General features: G+C 46.8%; 16 protein-coding genes and 2 pseudogenes. 5 read left to right on the top strand and 13 right to left on the bottom strand.

All coding sequences use genetic code 11. The features are described from left to right. Window positions 1-10 precede the first annotated feature (10 nt). From radC to DBY73_RS08415, 10 genes and pseudogenes are all read right to left on the bottom strand, one after another. Window positions 11-490 carry a DNA repair protein RadC gene (gene radC, locus DBY73_RS08450; protein ID WP_112010729.1) on the bottom strand — a complete coding sequence of 160 codons (480 nt, stop codon included), beginning with the start codon at window positions 488-490 and terminating at the stop codon, window positions 11-13. 11 nt (window positions 491-501) lie between these two features. Beyond that, window positions 502-975, bottom strand: coding sequence for an antirestriction protein (locus tag DBY73_RS08445; protein ID WP_112010728.1), 474 nt, complete (start codon window positions 973-975; stop codon window positions 502-504). A gap of 16 nt (window positions 976-991) precedes the next feature. Then, window positions 992-1,246 carry a hypothetical protein gene (locus tag DBY73_RS08440; RefSeq protein WP_112010727.1) on the bottom strand — a complete coding sequence of 85 codons (255 nt, stop codon included), beginning with the start codon at window positions 1,244-1,246 and terminating at the stop codon, window positions 992-994. After that, a pseudogene (locus tag DBY73_RS08435) lies at window positions 1,246-2,063 on the bottom strand (DUF932 domain-containing protein). The gene DBY73_RS08440 and the pseudogene DBY73_RS08435 overlap by 1 nt, the downstream one beginning before the upstream one ends. A 210-nt stretch (window positions 2,064-2,273) precedes the next feature. Beyond that, entirely contained in the window at window positions 2,274-2,909 is a 636-nt protein-coding gene (locus DBY73_RS08430) for a hypothetical protein (protein WP_258458415.1), read from the bottom strand. After that, on the bottom strand, window positions 2,909-3,091 hold the full coding sequence (locus DBY73_RS22385) for a hypothetical protein (RefSeq protein WP_309300354.1): 183 nt from the start codon (window positions 3,089-3,091) through the stop codon (window positions 2,909-2,911). Before DBY73_RS22385 ends, DBY73_RS08430 begins: the two co-directional genes overlap by 1 nt. Before the next feature lie 39 nt (window positions 3,092-3,130). Beyond that, a complete protein-coding gene (locus tag DBY73_RS22380) occupies window positions 3,131-3,292 on the bottom strand; it encodes a hypothetical protein (protein ID WP_309300353.1) in 162 nt (53 codons plus the stop codon). Then, on the bottom strand, window positions 3,292-3,456 hold the full coding sequence (locus tag DBY73_RS22375; RefSeq protein ID WP_309300352.1) for a hypothetical protein: 165 nt from the start codon (window positions 3,454-3,456) through the stop codon (window positions 3,292-3,294). Before DBY73_RS22375 ends, DBY73_RS22380 begins: the two co-directional genes overlap by 1 nt. Window positions 3,457-3,757: 301 nt before the next feature. Continuing rightward, window positions 3,758-4,639 carry a GTPase gene (locus DBY73_RS08420; protein WP_258458414.1) on the bottom strand — a complete coding sequence of 294 codons (882 nt, stop codon included), beginning with the start codon at window positions 4,637-4,639 and terminating at the stop codon, window positions 3,758-3,760. 114 nt (window positions 4,640-4,753) lie between these two features. Next, window positions 4,754-5,728, bottom strand: a complete 975-nt coding sequence (locus DBY73_RS08415; RefSeq protein ID WP_146745755.1) for a hypothetical protein — start codon at window positions 5,726-5,728, stop codon at window positions 4,754-4,756. A gap of 661 nt (window positions 5,729-6,389) precedes the next feature. On the opposite strand from DBY73_RS08415, the gene DBY73_RS08410 reads away from it, so the two are divergent. Together DBY73_RS08410 and DBY73_RS08405 are read left to right on the top strand one after the other, a co-directional pair. Then, complete coding sequence (locus tag DBY73_RS08410; RefSeq protein WP_258458413.1) at window positions 6,390-7,112, top strand: inovirus Gp2 family protein; 723 nt, start codon at window positions 6,390-6,392, stop codon at window positions 7,110-7,112. A 128-nt stretch (window positions 7,113-7,240) separates the two neighbouring features. After that, a pseudogene (locus tag DBY73_RS08405) lies at window positions 7,241-7,461 on the top strand (AlpA family transcriptional regulator). A 278-nt stretch (window positions 7,462-7,739) separates the two neighbouring features. On the opposite strand, the gene DBY73_RS08400 reads toward DBY73_RS08405, so the two are convergent. Together DBY73_RS08400 and mgtU are read right to left on the bottom strand one after the other, a co-directional pair. Further along, complete coding sequence (locus tag DBY73_RS08400) at window positions 7,740-9,338, bottom strand: hypothetical protein (protein ID WP_112010725.1); 1,599 nt, start codon at window positions 9,336-9,338, stop codon at window positions 7,740-7,742. 834 nt (window positions 9,339-10,172) lie between these two features. Continuing rightward, window positions 10,173-10,259 carry a magnesium transporter protection protein MgtU gene (gene mgtU, locus DBY73_RS22320; protein WP_258458424.1) on the bottom strand — a complete coding sequence of 29 codons (87 nt, stop codon included), beginning with the start codon at window positions 10,257-10,259 and terminating at the stop codon, window positions 10,173-10,175. A gap of 77 nt (window positions 10,260-10,336) precedes the next feature. Here mgtU and DBY73_RS08395 point away from each other — a divergent pair, with 77 nt between their 5' ends. After that, window positions 10,337-11,071, top strand: coding sequence for an IS6 family transposase (locus DBY73_RS08395; RefSeq protein WP_112010724.1), 735 nt, complete (start codon window positions 10,337-10,339; stop codon window positions 11,069-11,071). Window positions 11,072-11,827: 756 nt separating this feature from the next. Beyond that, entirely contained in the window at window positions 11,828-12,292 is a 465-nt protein-coding gene (locus tag DBY73_RS08390; protein ID WP_181573216.1) for a lysis protein, read from the top strand. Between the two features lie 185 nt (window positions 12,293-12,477). Here the strand turns inward: DBY73_RS08390 and DBY73_RS08385 are convergent, their stop codons facing one another. Further along, the gene (locus tag DBY73_RS08385) at window positions 12,478-12,837 is read right to left on the bottom strand and encodes a helix-turn-helix transcriptional regulator (RefSeq protein ID WP_112010722.1); all 360 of its coding nucleotides are present in this window, start codon (window positions 12,835-12,837) and stop codon (window positions 12,478-12,480) included. A gap of 326 nt (window positions 12,838-13,163) precedes the next feature. On the opposite strand from DBY73_RS08385, the gene DBY73_RS08380 reads away from it, so the two are divergent. Then, window positions 13,164-13,961, top strand: coding sequence for an antitermination protein (locus tag DBY73_RS08380; protein ID WP_112010721.1), 798 nt, complete (start codon window positions 13,164-13,166; stop codon window positions 13,959-13,961). Window positions 13,962-14,017: the final 56 nt, after the last annotated feature.

Here is a 14,017-nt window from a genome sequence, read left to right as displayed (position 1 = left end):
GTTTTTTTCCTTAAAGCCAGCCTAGTTCGGCAAAAGACACTATATCCATCCCGCCAACCACCAGGTGGTCCAGCAGGCGAATATCGACCAGCTCCAGGACCTGTTTCAGGCGTCCGGTAATCAGCCGGTCGGCCTGACTGGGTTCAGTCTCTCCGGAAGGATGATTGTGCGCGAGTAGCGCGGCGGCAGCGTTGTGGTGAAGTCCGGCCTTCACGACCTCCCGTGGATGGACGGTGATGCTGTTGATGGTGCCGAGAAAAAGCGTATCGCAGGCGATGAGGCGGTGCTGGTTGTCCAGCCACAGCACCATCAGCGACTCCCTCTCCTGCGTGGCTAGATGCAGGCGCAGCCAGTCGCGCACGGCATTGCTGGACGTAAATGACGCACCGGGTTCACGAAGCTGCCCTTCCAGCAGGGTTAAGGCTTCCCTGACCGTCAGCTGGTCGGCAGAGGGTAATTCACGGGCAAACAGCGGTAACTGTTGTTCCATGGCGGCTGACCTCAGTCGATGATGTGCATGATCGCACTGCATTCCGCATGGCTGAGCGCGTAGTCCCGCAGGCGGTAATAGTGCTCCGTCATGGCGTCGCATTCGGTGCGCATGGCGTGGTGGCTGTAAGTCATCAGGCAGACCGCGATCCCGGCAGCCCCGGCGCTGAGCTCACCGCCGTTACCGTTCAGGGTGTTGAACAGCGACCAGAGTTTATCGCTCTCCGCTTCCGGGGCCATAAACGCGCCGCCGTTGCTGAGAGTGTAAAACTGCCAGATACCGCCGTGGTAGTCTGTGCAGAAGCGGTCCATCCACGCGAAGACTGTCGGTTCGAGGATTATCCACTGCGGGATGCTGCCGAAGTGCCCTGGCCAGAAGCTGATGCGCTGCTCGTCCTGTACGAGTGTGGCGGTCAGCGCTGGCGAAGAACTGGCAGGTTGTGGCGGTAACGGGAGGGTATCGTTAAGGTTAATAATATCGGTCATGTTAGTTTTTCCTTGTTTATTTATCGGGTTGGGGATGCTGGTTCAGCCGGAGTGACGGGCAGGACTGCGCATAGCCATCCTCATCACAGCGTGATGGCCAGTGCCCCTCCGGGAGGCTTAAGCTGCACAGGCTGAGTTCGCCGGGACGATAAAGAAGGTGTGAGCACCAGGCGCACAGGTCGTCATCGGAGATGGAGCGGCTGCAGGGAGTGTTCTCCAGGGCGGTCGGATAAAGGGTTGCCTGGTGGGCGTTATCAGGTAGCGGTGGCATCAGCTCAGCGCTTGCTGAAGTTCTTCCGCCATCACCCAGAGGGCGCGATTGAGCTTAACGTCGCCGTCTATGCCTTTAACCGCGCGGGTGTGGCTGCGTTTACCTCTGGCGGTTCGTCCTGGCAGACCCCCTTTCAGCAGGTTCTCCTGGCAACGATTGAAAACTGACCACAGGTCGTCCTGACGGTCTTCATAGCGGCGGGGCATCAGTATCTGTGCTTCCGTTACCGGCTGGTGCTCTTCCCCAAAGCGGTACGTCAGCGCGGCTCTGGCAAATGCCTGCTGTGCCGGCGGGGGGAGTAACAGCGACTGCATCGCATCCCGATTTTCTTCGACCCGGTCAAATATCCCCAGTACCTCATAAGCCCCTTCAATGACTTTCTCCACCACATTACCCTTATGCGGCACGCGCACCTCCCCAAAGGTTTCGCCACAGATAAGTCCGTTCTGGCAGACAAAGCGAAACAACCCCGGCAGCATCTGGTATGAGCTGGAGCCGTCGTGACTGTTAAGCAGAATGATTTCGGGGACCTGTTGACCGGTGATTTGCCCCTCACGCCGCAGACGCAGCATGTGCTTTGTGTGGTCGCGTTTATCGGGATTACGCACGCGGGTCTGGCAGGCAAAGAACGGCTGAAATCCTTCTCGCTGCAGATTCTCCAGCAGGGTAATCGTCGGTATATAGCTGTAACGCTCAGAGCGTGACGCGTGCTTGTCTTCGCTGAAACGCTGGGAACATGCTGCATCAGTTCTTCACGGGTTAACGGACGGTCACGGCGTATCTGGTTAATCCGGCCAAAGCGGCTGGCTAAACGCATGGGTAACTCCTTTGATTACATAAATAAAAAAGGCCATACCTCCCGAAGGAAGTACGGCCTTTTAGTGAACAAAAATAACGGGGTTAATACCTGGGAGAATACTGTTAGTACCAGGGATGCCAGACGAGCAGGCTATAACCCAGAACAAGAACCAGGACATAAACAATGCAGGATGTCACATAGATAACGCCTGCTATCATGTCAGTATCCTTACTGATGGTCGGCCAGACGCGCGAGGGAGGCAATACGGGTTTCACCCTGCGCCAGGCTGCAGTTATTGGCCTTGGCGGATACCAGGGCGCCAGCGAGCGCCGGAGCCAGTTTCGGAGCCGGATATTGCCAGCTCCATGCCAGTGGACCGTGATCGGATATGCCGTCATTTTCATAGAAATGGAAAACAAAGCTTCCCTTTTTATAATCCAGCATGCGTGACGCTGCGCGTGTCAGATCCAGTGAGAGCTGGCTGTCGAACAGTGTCAGTGGCTGATCCGCATGAGCCTTCATCTGATGCTCTCCCGCCGGGTAATACTGGATGGTCATGCCGGTTGCGCCGGATGCCTTTCCTCCGGTGATGTCCTTCAGCCAGTAGAGGATGTTCAGGTGCTTATCCGGTCCACTGCAGGTCAGAATAAATTTCTGCGATTCCTTCCCCCTCGTGGCGGTAATGATAAAATCATCCACGCCCTCCATGATGTGGTCGTGCGTGACCTGTATGTTTTCTGCCTCCACGCCCGTGTGGCTGAACGGTTTCGGGTCGTATGCTGCTGTCCGGCCCGCCTGGGTCCAGAGTACGGCAACGATAATCAGAAATCTGGCGACAGTTATTACGATCCTCATTGCGTTCATTATCCTGCTTCTGGCAGGACGACGTACATATTCTGCCCCCTGACCTCAATGGTCACGGGCTCACTTTCGCCGGTGCTCAGCAACGCCTGTGCCTGCCAGAAACGACCGCTCACTTCTTCACGCATCTCTGTCACGCGGATACAGCGTTCGTCAAATCCCTCGCCGTGCAGGATTTTTGTCACTGCATGACAGGCATTCTGCGCCAGATTTGCCGTCCCGGACTATTTGTTCAGCAGATATATCCCTGCGAATGACAGTGCCGTACACAGCAGACAGACCTGCATCAGTCGCCAGGGTTTACCCTGCATCTGGTCACGCTGACGGAGATACACCACCGGGAACCAGAACCAGATAAAGGACGGTGGCGTAATGCCCTGCTTCATCAGGTTTGACCGGTCCAGCAACACCCAGACAGGGCAACAATCATATAAATGGTCAGTGCGAGAGGCTGAGGGAAATTCAGGAACAGCACAATCCAGAGAAGCGGGAGAACAACCGCCAGGCACCAGGCGAACAGGTCGGGGCGTACAAACGGGTATGATTTCATGGTTTTGCCTCCCGCTGAATCGTACCGGAGGACAGGATGCAGACAAAGTAAATCATAGAATATTCCTTTATAAACAATTGATTAAATATTATTAATGGCAGGGGTATCTTCACATGCAGCACAGATCGTACTGGCTTATCAGAAGGCGGGATAATTGTTAATTCAGATCGATATGCGTAAACTGATCGTCTATATCTATCAATAAAAACGATCAGTTCTTTGCTATTGATAGCCTAAGGCTATTTAATGGGCTTATTCGATCGTCGAAACAGATCGAAACGGCAGTGGCTGGCACAGAAATTCAGAACAGAAACCGCCAGACGGCACGGATAACGGACAGGAACTGCTGGCGCAGGTGCTGAAAATGACGGATGAGCGTCCCTGAACGCTGCAGGACCACCGTGGCGTCGTCAAAAATTTCTGCCGCCACGCTGACAAAATTGTCCCGGGCAATCCTTTCAGCTGATTCAGTACGTAAATCAGGATGAAGGTGGCAGGTAACGGTGCTGCTGCTTCGTACGGGCAGCGCCCTGAGTAGCGCTTCGGCCCATCGTGCCAGGTTATAGCGTTCTGCAGCTGAAACGGCAATGACCGGATGGACAGCGGCAAACAGTGCGGCCGCAAGCTCAGCGCGGGTGCTGATGTTTATGGCCTGTTGGGGTGAAGGGTGATTGCTGAGCAGATCCCATTCCCGGCAGGGCTCTGTCTTGTCGGCCTGGGAGAGTACGAACAGAAAACTCTCCGGTTTTGCTCCGGCAGCAAGCAGTTCGTGGTAACAACGGAGGTCATCCTTCCATGCCCGGTCGTCTGCTTTAAGTACCCATACAACCAGCTCCAGTCCGGGTGACTCTTCCCGGTAAAGGCGGCAATATATCCGGTCGAGTTCCGGCGTTTCCCCGATACCGGGAAAGTCAAGAATATGAAGAATACGGCTGTCGTGGCGTACCTGATAGCGCTGTATACGTCGCGTACATCCCCTGACGGCATTCACCTTCGCCGGAGAGTTGCGAAACAGGGTATTACAGAGGCTGGATTTACCTGCGCCTGTTTTTCCCATCAGCCCGATGACAGGTTCATAATTAATAATACTGCTGAGTTTATGGCTGATTATACCGGCTACCTCACCAGGCAGTCCGGACAGGAGCTGCGTCAGTGGCGTTTGTGTCGGGGATTCATTATTCATATTTCACCAGTGATAAAAGGACGGGTTATCACGGTGGTAATATAGGGCTGAAAATATTTACAACTTAAATTCTGAACTGTCTTCCTGCCGTCACGACAGAAATACAGCCCTTTCTCAGGGCCGTCGGCGGAACGATTGTATGGCCTTTGTACGTGTGTCCAGTCCCCTGAAACGATCGTCTATCAGCATCTCAAGAACGGACATATTATCCGTCCGGTAAAATTCCACCAGAAATGCCAGTTTGTCGGCATGCTCTTCACTGAGCGTATCCCTGCCTTTACGGGCGGCCTGTTTTTTGCGGAAAGTTTTCTGATAAAACGCTTTATTCAGCTTTCTGATGGTGTCCTGCTGTATTTTATTGTTTATTTCCCATAAATCCAGCAGTGCATAAAAGGTATTAAATGCCTCTTCCGCGTTAACAGGGGAAGGAAGCATCACGGGACAAAGTGGGTTATCAGTTTCAGAAGTAAAAGCCTGCTGATATTTCACAAGGGAGCGGTATGCCCACACACTGGTGTCCGCATCGTCAGGAGTGAGCCATTTAAATCGGGTAAGTCGGATGGCATATTTTCGCCAGATATCAAGATTGTGCGTCAGCCAACTACGGATCGCGGGCGAATTATTCGTGCTGACGCAGAGATAATCCACAAAAGCAATTAGTGCCGTCAGACGTTCATGATGACTGGCCGGAGATAAGGTCAGTCCGGATCCTTTATACCATGAAAAGTAAGCCACATTCTTCAGCGCCTGACTGATGCTCTGGTTGCATTCCGGATCCAGACATGCTTTTCCCCATAACCAGTATGTTGCCCGGGTGTCGTTATCCAGCCATAAAAAGTTTTTCTCAGGAAGGAGCGTTGTGCTGAGCGCCAGTTCCATTTTCCGGATAAATATCAGTCGCTCCTGATACGCCGGGAGATAGGCCTCCAGAACATCATTAATAATCCGGCATGAACGGGCGACATCCGGGTTATTACCGTCAAACGCATGATTTCTGCTTTCGGGGATATTCGCATGAATATAGTGAAAGTAAAAACGACAGGTGCGAATGTCTTTTGTTCTGATGTTCAGTCGGGTGTTGTCCGTCACGAATGTCCCTTGCTGGCAGTGATTGTACATATATTACTCGTTTTGTCGTATCATTATGACACCTTTTTGTAGTGAATACGTAGCACTAATTTGTAAGTAGTAGTTTTTACGTAGTGGTATGAGGTTAACTGGATGTGTTTACGTAATGAGAACGTAGTTCATCGTGGATAAGGGTATGTTACCGGATAAGGCATGACTATGGCCGCGATGAAAAATACCAGACCGCTTTTTCGTGCAATATGATGCAAGTGATACGCGGGTGGAACTCCAGTCCGTAATGAGAAGGGTGAAGACAATAATCTGGTGCTAACTTGAGAGTGAATTTTAAAGGGAAGGCCGAATTTAAACAGCGAAAAACCACTTTTCTTCTTTTATTGCATTTCTCATTTTTACCGGGTTCTTGTTGTCGGGTTGGTAATATATTGTATAGATATTAGATATTAGATATTAGATATTAGATATTAGATATTAAACAGGCATTAATCATCACATAGGTGTTAATCAAGATATGGATGTCATGTTGGTAGGGTGTTTTATGTTGTGTACATTTTGGTTTGTTTATTTATATTGAGTGTGTAACTAAGTGAGATGTAATACTGTCATTTACTCAGTGTGATAAGCGTTTCTGATTTAGTGTGAATAATGCATAGAGTGGTTAAGAATGTATCAGGGCGAAACGCTCTGTAAATATATCAATTTAATACTGCTGATTATTATTCTATTGGATAAACCCACGTTTAAAGGTTATGAACTAATGATTATTAATACAGCCAGCTATGGCATGCTAAAGTCCGTTTATGTAAAACGTATCCAGAACATCATTGATAAAGCCATTCAGGAATACCCAAGAATACTGGTACTGAGAATCGATCTGCGTTTACCTGATACTGATACTACTGCATGCAATACGGATTCATCTCTAATTACACGGTTTTTTGCATCCCTGAATTCACAGCTTATTGCAGACTTACTGAAAAAGCATAATGAGGGCAAGCGTATTCATCCCAGCCGGATACGTTATATCTGGGTACGTGAATTCAATCAGTCCGGTAAAAAACATTACCATGTTACGTTATTGCTTAACAGAGAAGCATATGCCTATCCAGGGCGTTATACAGCCATAAATGGTCGGTATTCGCATAATCTGGCTCTGATGATTATGGAGGCCTGGGTTAGGGCGCTGGGGCTCCATACCATGAAAAACCATACGCAATATTATGTCCTGACAGAATTTCCTGAAAACTGTTATTACCATCTGAGCCGGAACAGCGAAAAGTTTACTGAGAAATATACCGAAATAACTAACCGGGTCAATTATCTGGCAAAAGAGTACAGTAAGGATAGTACCGATGGTCAGCGTAACTTTGGCTGTAGTCAGTTCTGATTACGGGAAAGTATTTTTCTATTGGTGAAAGGAATGTTATGGCGGAGTACCTGATTAACGATAAATCAATCATTCTGGTGCTCCTGTCGTTCATTCCCTTCAGACAGAGAGAAATCGTCATGACAAAAATGCATACTACGGCTGACCTGCTGAATGACAGACTTGTGGATATGGCATTCATTACAGAATTTCGGGACTGAGTGATAAGTGGTTTTATAAACTCATTCAGGACGGACTGTTTCCTAAACCCATTAAACTCGGCCGCAGTTCACGCTGGCTCAGGAGTGAAGTGGAGGTATGGGTACAGCAGCGTATTACAGATTCCCGCACTACTGGTACTGGTCATTGAAGAACTTACGCATATTGGTGACGGCAGCAATAATCCGGATACGGGAGTCTGACGGGAGGATATCAGCAGCTCCTCCTGTCAGTCTGCCTGGCCGCACAGTCAGCCACTCCGGGTACGAATTTTTCGGCGTCATTTTGCCGTAGCGGAACTCAACCCGGCAGCTAAAAGCATTAAGTTCCTGGTTTACATTTTTTCATCGCATGGAGCACCGTTTTAAGGTTTGTTCTGATTTCGCAAGTGAAAACATCCCAGGGATACGTGGGCATAAGCGTGCAGAATCAGCGCAAGGATGTCTGACTGAATGGCCATGTCTCATTTTCAAGGTATTCATGCATAAACTCGCTAACTGAAATGCAGGTAAACTCCTCTATTTTTGTCGCGGCGATTGTGGGGTAGAGTGTAACCATTGCGTAGCCGGCTGTGTTGAGTTCGGTGGTTAAGCCGAATTTGTGATGAAAGTGTTTTTTCACACTGTCAATGTTCTCAAGTACCCAGCGATATTTTTTTATAAACCGGGTACTGTAATTGTCCTGACCGCCTGTGAATTTTGATAAATCATCCAGGTGCATTCTGGGCTCAGTGGCAAAACCGACCTGTTTTACCTCGATAATCACCAGTAATTTTTTCTCCTCATGAAAACCGAGGAAGTCTATCTCGCCGGTGTCGGCCGGGATTTTCAGCCGTTCATTTTTATTAAGGCTTATCGCCTTCACTGATGTCGACCCGACGATGCCGGCGGCGGTCAGATTATTCGCAATCACGTTTTCAAACCAGCGTCCGGCCTTAAGGGACAACGTATTGAGCGCGTTATTCACACTCCGGGAGCGCCACTCGGGTGGAAGCTTGCGGAATGGCACATCAGACACGAGGAGTGTCAGGCACTCTAAAGCCATGCGGCGCGAGAAAAAGACCTGGTCCACGCCATGGGATTGATCCCGGAAGAATCCCCGTTTATATGCCCGGTACTCCTGTTTGGGACGAAATAATTCGCGGTCTTCCATATTGTCAGCACTCAGAGTGAATCCACCGATGATTAATTCGGCCTGCGAGGCGGTTATGCTGAAAGCGTGTGTCAATTTTCTGATGGCGTCCTTCCATACAAAACTTCCGGGCAGTCCGGGCTGCTCTCTGTCACTGTACGTATCGATAAGCCACTGGATCACACCCAGCGTATCCATATAGCTGATGCCGGTTGTTTCCGTAAAGCTCACATTTAACACTTCCGCGTGTGCGGTCGTGTCCTGAAGAAACATGGGTACCGGAACATATTTTGAGATTTCACGGAAGGCCTGACGTTTGTCAAACTGATGACTGCTGTCCTGAGCAACATGGAAGTAGGTGTACACATCAGGATCTAACCTCAGGGTCACTTCGTCCAGTATGTTTCTGTAATTATCACTTCGCATGTAGAGACTCACCAGTTCTTCTGCTGCGATGAAAACCATGGATATAGCCTCCTCCTCCACGGCCTGTCTGCCGCAAGCGTTACCCGATTCCATTCGGGAGCGACAAAGTAATTCCAGAATGTGCTTGATGCCCCGTCTGGCATAAATTGCCCAGGATGACCAGAAGACTTCGTCTTCATCTGAGAGTTCGCCGAGTTTGTGAGCGTCTGATACTTTCCCGTATTGCTCATACTGTTCAGTCAGGAAAGCCACAAATTCCCGGGGAGGGATTGCAGGAAGGTATTCATCGAGAATGTCATAATACTCCCTGTACATCAGATTAACGATGTTAACAATGTCGGTTTTATCGGTGTAGAGTCCCGGACTGAAATGCCTGAAAACGCATTCTTTCACTCTGTTATAGACTTTCCTCTCATGCGCTTCACTCGCGCGGAAAATTTCTGTACCACCAACATTTTTACTATGCAACATCCTTTTCTCCTTATGTTATTCTGCATCACCTGAGGCTCAGCCATCACGCTCTGCTGGCTGGAATCCTGCGCTTCAGAAGTGCAGGGGATATAATAAGAGCAGCAACTGGTCTTTTCGGTTGCTTTTCACGATCCCTTCCTGCCATATCCTGCATGGTGTGTCTGACGGGAATGTCCGGGGTTATCCTCGCTGGACGGCATGAAAGTATATTCATTTTCATTATTTCCCTGTTATTTACACCAGGATAAAAAATAACTTCGCGCTATCATTGCCTATTCATTGATTAACCAGCGGAATGTATGCTAATTACATAATTTGTTTTTTTACCACCATTGTGTCGTCTGTTACCGCTTCCGGGAAGAGGGGAGAGAAAGCATAGTCCACATGTTTTTCCTGATGAGTGGCAATTTGCTGAAATGGCCTCATGTTCGGGGTCTTACTGGAGGAATAATTTCCGGGGGCTTTAACTTAGTGTGTACCTGTTTATGGGCATCATGTGTCGATAAACCCTTTCTCATGTCTGTATTTGCCAGCCTGTAAAATCAGGTATTTTGCCTGTATTGCGCTTCTCCCGGTGTGCTGCGCTTTTTGCCGGGTATAGCTGCCTTGATGCCCGGAAAGGCAGAAATAGGGGTTTTATGCCGGAACCGCCGAAATTTCCGGCCTGTTTTTTTTTAGTGATCTTTCAGAGCCTCGATGGCGTACCAATCAAGCAATAGTTTAATTTCAACCATCACATTCCAGAGCTGGAAGAATTTCAATTTCCTATGCGTGAACGGTTTGCCGGGCAAGATGTTAGCCGCAGCCCGGCAAACAGGCGAGACAAAAAGTCTCTTATCTAATCCAGATTGCCAGCAGAATAATGATTAATGCAATAATAGCCGCCTGAATAAAGACATTATCGAGCGATTCTCTGCGCATCGCGCCCCCTTTCAGAGGTTCTGTCGCATTAAGGCGAGGTCGGGTAATCTTCTGTTTTTTTATGATATTACCTGACCATGACTTTGATCCGGAACGCCTTCAGACGCCTGCATTATCCCGTTGATATCATCGCGCAATGTGTCCGCTGGTATTTGGCGTACTCACTCAGCCTGCGCAATCTGGAGGAGATGATGGCTGAGCGCGGTATCACCGTCGACCATTCCACGCTTCACCGGTGGATCATTCGTCTTGTCCCACTGCTGGATAAGGCATTTCGTCGGCATAAACGTGCCGTGGGTCGCCGCTGGCGAATGGATGAAACTTACATCAGGGTCAGGGGGCAGTGGAAATATCTGTACCGCGCGGTCGATACTGCGGGCCAGACCATTGATTTCCTGCTGACCGCCACGCGGGATGCTGCCGCGGCATTAGGCTTCTTTCGCAAAGCCATTCGACACCATGATGAACCTGAGGTGGTGACTATTGATAAAAGCGGCGTCAACATGGTAGCGCTGACTACACTCAACGCCGGTAAACCTGAAGAAGAAACTATTACCGTCAGGCAGAGTAAATACCTGAACAATCTGGTTGAGCAGGATCACCGAAACATCAAACGCCGGATACGCTCGATGATGGGATTCAAATCATTCCGGCGTGCGCAGACGGTACTGGCAGGAGTTGAGTTAATCCACATGATACGTAAGGGACAATGTCATCACCCAGCCGGAGACGGATTATCATCGGCAGAACAATTTTATTGCTGGCTGTCTGAAAAACAGGCTGCGCAGTTTTCTTCATCTTCCATTCTTTAACGCGACAGAGCCCTGCTGATTGCCCATCGCCCGTAAACCATCGCCTCTGCGGATCGGGTTGTGTATCTGGAGAGGGGAGCTTTAGGGAGTTGGAGGGGTTACGGGATGCCGATGACGATTCTTCGGCAGGCGAGATTGTTGAGAGTGTGGCGGAGATTTAGAGGGAAGTGTAAGAGGGAGTATAATCCTTTTAGTACTACTCACCATTTGGGCTGTCGGGCTTCCTGTTTTCAACGTATTTTCTTTGTCTGTGAACGAACAATGTTAAGTGTGAAGGGGGGGGGAATTTTATTAAAATTCATTAGGTTATGATTTTTTTTAAAAAAAATATGAAACCACACTTGCACTCAAAGGAAATTTTACTTATGTTTATTACAACACTGGATATTTGTGACCTTCAAACATTGAAGCAATTACATTAAATCTGATTTTATTAATTTAGTTGATTCTTACAGTTTAGCTGTTTGATACAAAACGCCTGATACTAATCGGGCGTTTTTTTTTATCAATCTTAAACCACATCCAGCTATCTTTCATGTGGGGCGATGCTCGTAGAATGCCCATCCTAAATACTAGAAAATCAAGGAGTAAATAGCATGAGTGGATATGAATCCACTTCCCACGTATTCTATCGCTGTCAGTATCATCTTGTATAAACAACGAAGTACATAGTTTCCATTTTCTGAACATGACTATAACCTGGTGCTGTTTCCAGAATCCTCAGTGTTGTTCAATTCAAAGTGTCAAGGGGGGGCTTTGTTTTCAAAAAATATCCTTTTTACATTTGTTATTACTATATTGTTATTGTTATTAACATGTGCGATTATATTTTTTGTTTTGTGGAAAAATAGCAAATCACACTTGGAGGCTTCTACATTCGAATTGGCGCTGGCCAAATCCCAGATAACTAATCTTCAACAGAACTCAAGACAGGTACGGAAACTAGATGAAAAACTTACAACTGAGCTCAGGGAAGCAAAAAATACGATTAACCAGCTTGAGTATCGTGTTGAGTCTGATGCTGAGCGGCTGCGTATCGCCGCCACCTGCCCGAGTCGCATGTCTATCCCCACCACCTCCACCCGCGTGGCTGATGCAGCCAGCCCCGAACTTACACGAGACGCTCAACGGGCTTATTTCTCCCTCAGGAGAGAAATTTTGATTTCTGAGAAAATGATTAGCGGTTTGCAGCAATATATTCGAGAGCAATGCTTGAGATAGACATTATCATAGTTGAGAAGTATAAAGAGCCATTACGAAATATTGTAGGGTAATTATGGTAAATATTTTTGTTTAAATGGGAACGGGTGACTAAATGTTTTATTGAAATTTCTGTAATGTGCTCTTTATTTTTGTTTATATGCTATTCATTTTAACGTCTTTGGTGGAATGTAATTTTGTTGTATTTAGTATATTTCATCGTTACTTAATCTCGAATTTAGTACTCTCAAAGAAAAATCTTTTTGAATGCTGGGTGATATTCTGATTTCCTTTGGGTGATCAGAGTGTTGTAAAATGTTATTTCTGAAGTATAGTTTGATAGTATTCATCAATTCCTTTTCTTCATTTTCGGACATAAAAAACCAATATAGAGGTTTGCCAGTCATTTCTGATATTTTGTTTAAAACATCATGGCGTGGAAGAGTGCCGGAAAGACACCAGCCATTAACAGATTGAGATGTGGTGCCTATTCGCCTACCGAATTCGGATTGGCTTAGGCCCATTTCATGAAGTTGTTTTTTTAATCGAATTCCAAATTCAATCATAAATACAATCTATCCTTTAATTTGATGGCAGTTTTGTGGCTATTTCATTGTATGGGGGGCAATAAAAAAATGCAAATAACCATTTGTATTTCTTGATATATGCCTGTAAATTAATCTTACAGCTTAAGCAAGAAGATGGAGTAGTTAAGGTAGCTGTATATTATATGATCATTCTCAGAGTTATAGTGAGTGTTTTTTTATTTTCACGTATGGGATGAGTGGTGATGTGAATTGAGCATCAGGTCATTATGCTTTCTTTAGAAAGGGAAAAGCTATCTTGTACATAACTATGGGTATAATGGATAATCTGATTATGGAGAGATTATATGAATCTTGAGCAAATCGCCCGTTCTTTTTCACCTCAGAATGTTCATCTGAATGGTGTTCCATCAGTTCCATCGGGCAATAATCTTAGAAAGAGTGATCTGTTAGCAGCAATCAGCTACCTTGATAATAAAGGTATTTTTGGCGTCGAGCTTTTTTTGGCTAAAATAGATATTATTTCACCGGAGAAAGCTTTGACTAAGCTTTATTCTGTAGCAATGATGAATACTAAGAAGTATCCTGTCTTTCAATGTTACCCCCCTGAGACATGTAGGCAATTAATAAAAATAATTTGTACTTATGCCTATCAAGATTACTCTAAAAGTGCTTCAAATGTGCGTGACTGTGAGAATTGTAACAGCACCGGATTTATTGAGGCAGAAGTTTTTACCAACAGGAAGCCCTCCCCTTCTCCAGAATCAATCGATTCTACTATCAAAAATGATCATGTTATTCATGAAAATGATCTACATAGGCGTGAAGTGGTAAAAATACTATGCAAAAAATGTAATGGTAAGGGAACTATTCCAAGTAAATGCCAGTGCCGAGGCAGGGGGAAAGTGTTGAATCGAAGAGAAACCTTACTGAAAGAAATTCCGGTGTTTAAAAAATGCCAAAAGTGTGATGGCAGAGGGTTCAATCGAATGAAGTTTTCGACTGTTCTTAAAAGTATACAAACCGTTTTACCATTAAAAAAAACAGTGGCTTATCGTGATGTAAAACCTTTTTTTGAAATGTTGGTTAGTCGATGCTATCAAGAGGAGGCTCTTGCAGAACACCTTTTAACTAAAATGGTCTAATACTCTGAGTAACGGAAAGTCAAATTGTTAAATGGCATTGTTGTTAATTTATAAGA

It is taken from the genome of Enterobacter sp. RIT418, from assembly GCF_003057745.1.
Taxonomy (GTDB): Bacteria; Pseudomonadota; Gammaproteobacteria; order Enterobacterales; family Enterobacteriaceae; genus Enterobacter.
The sequence above is the reverse complement of the archived record's forward strand: the minus strand, read 5'-3'. Positions and strand labels throughout refer to the sequence as shown.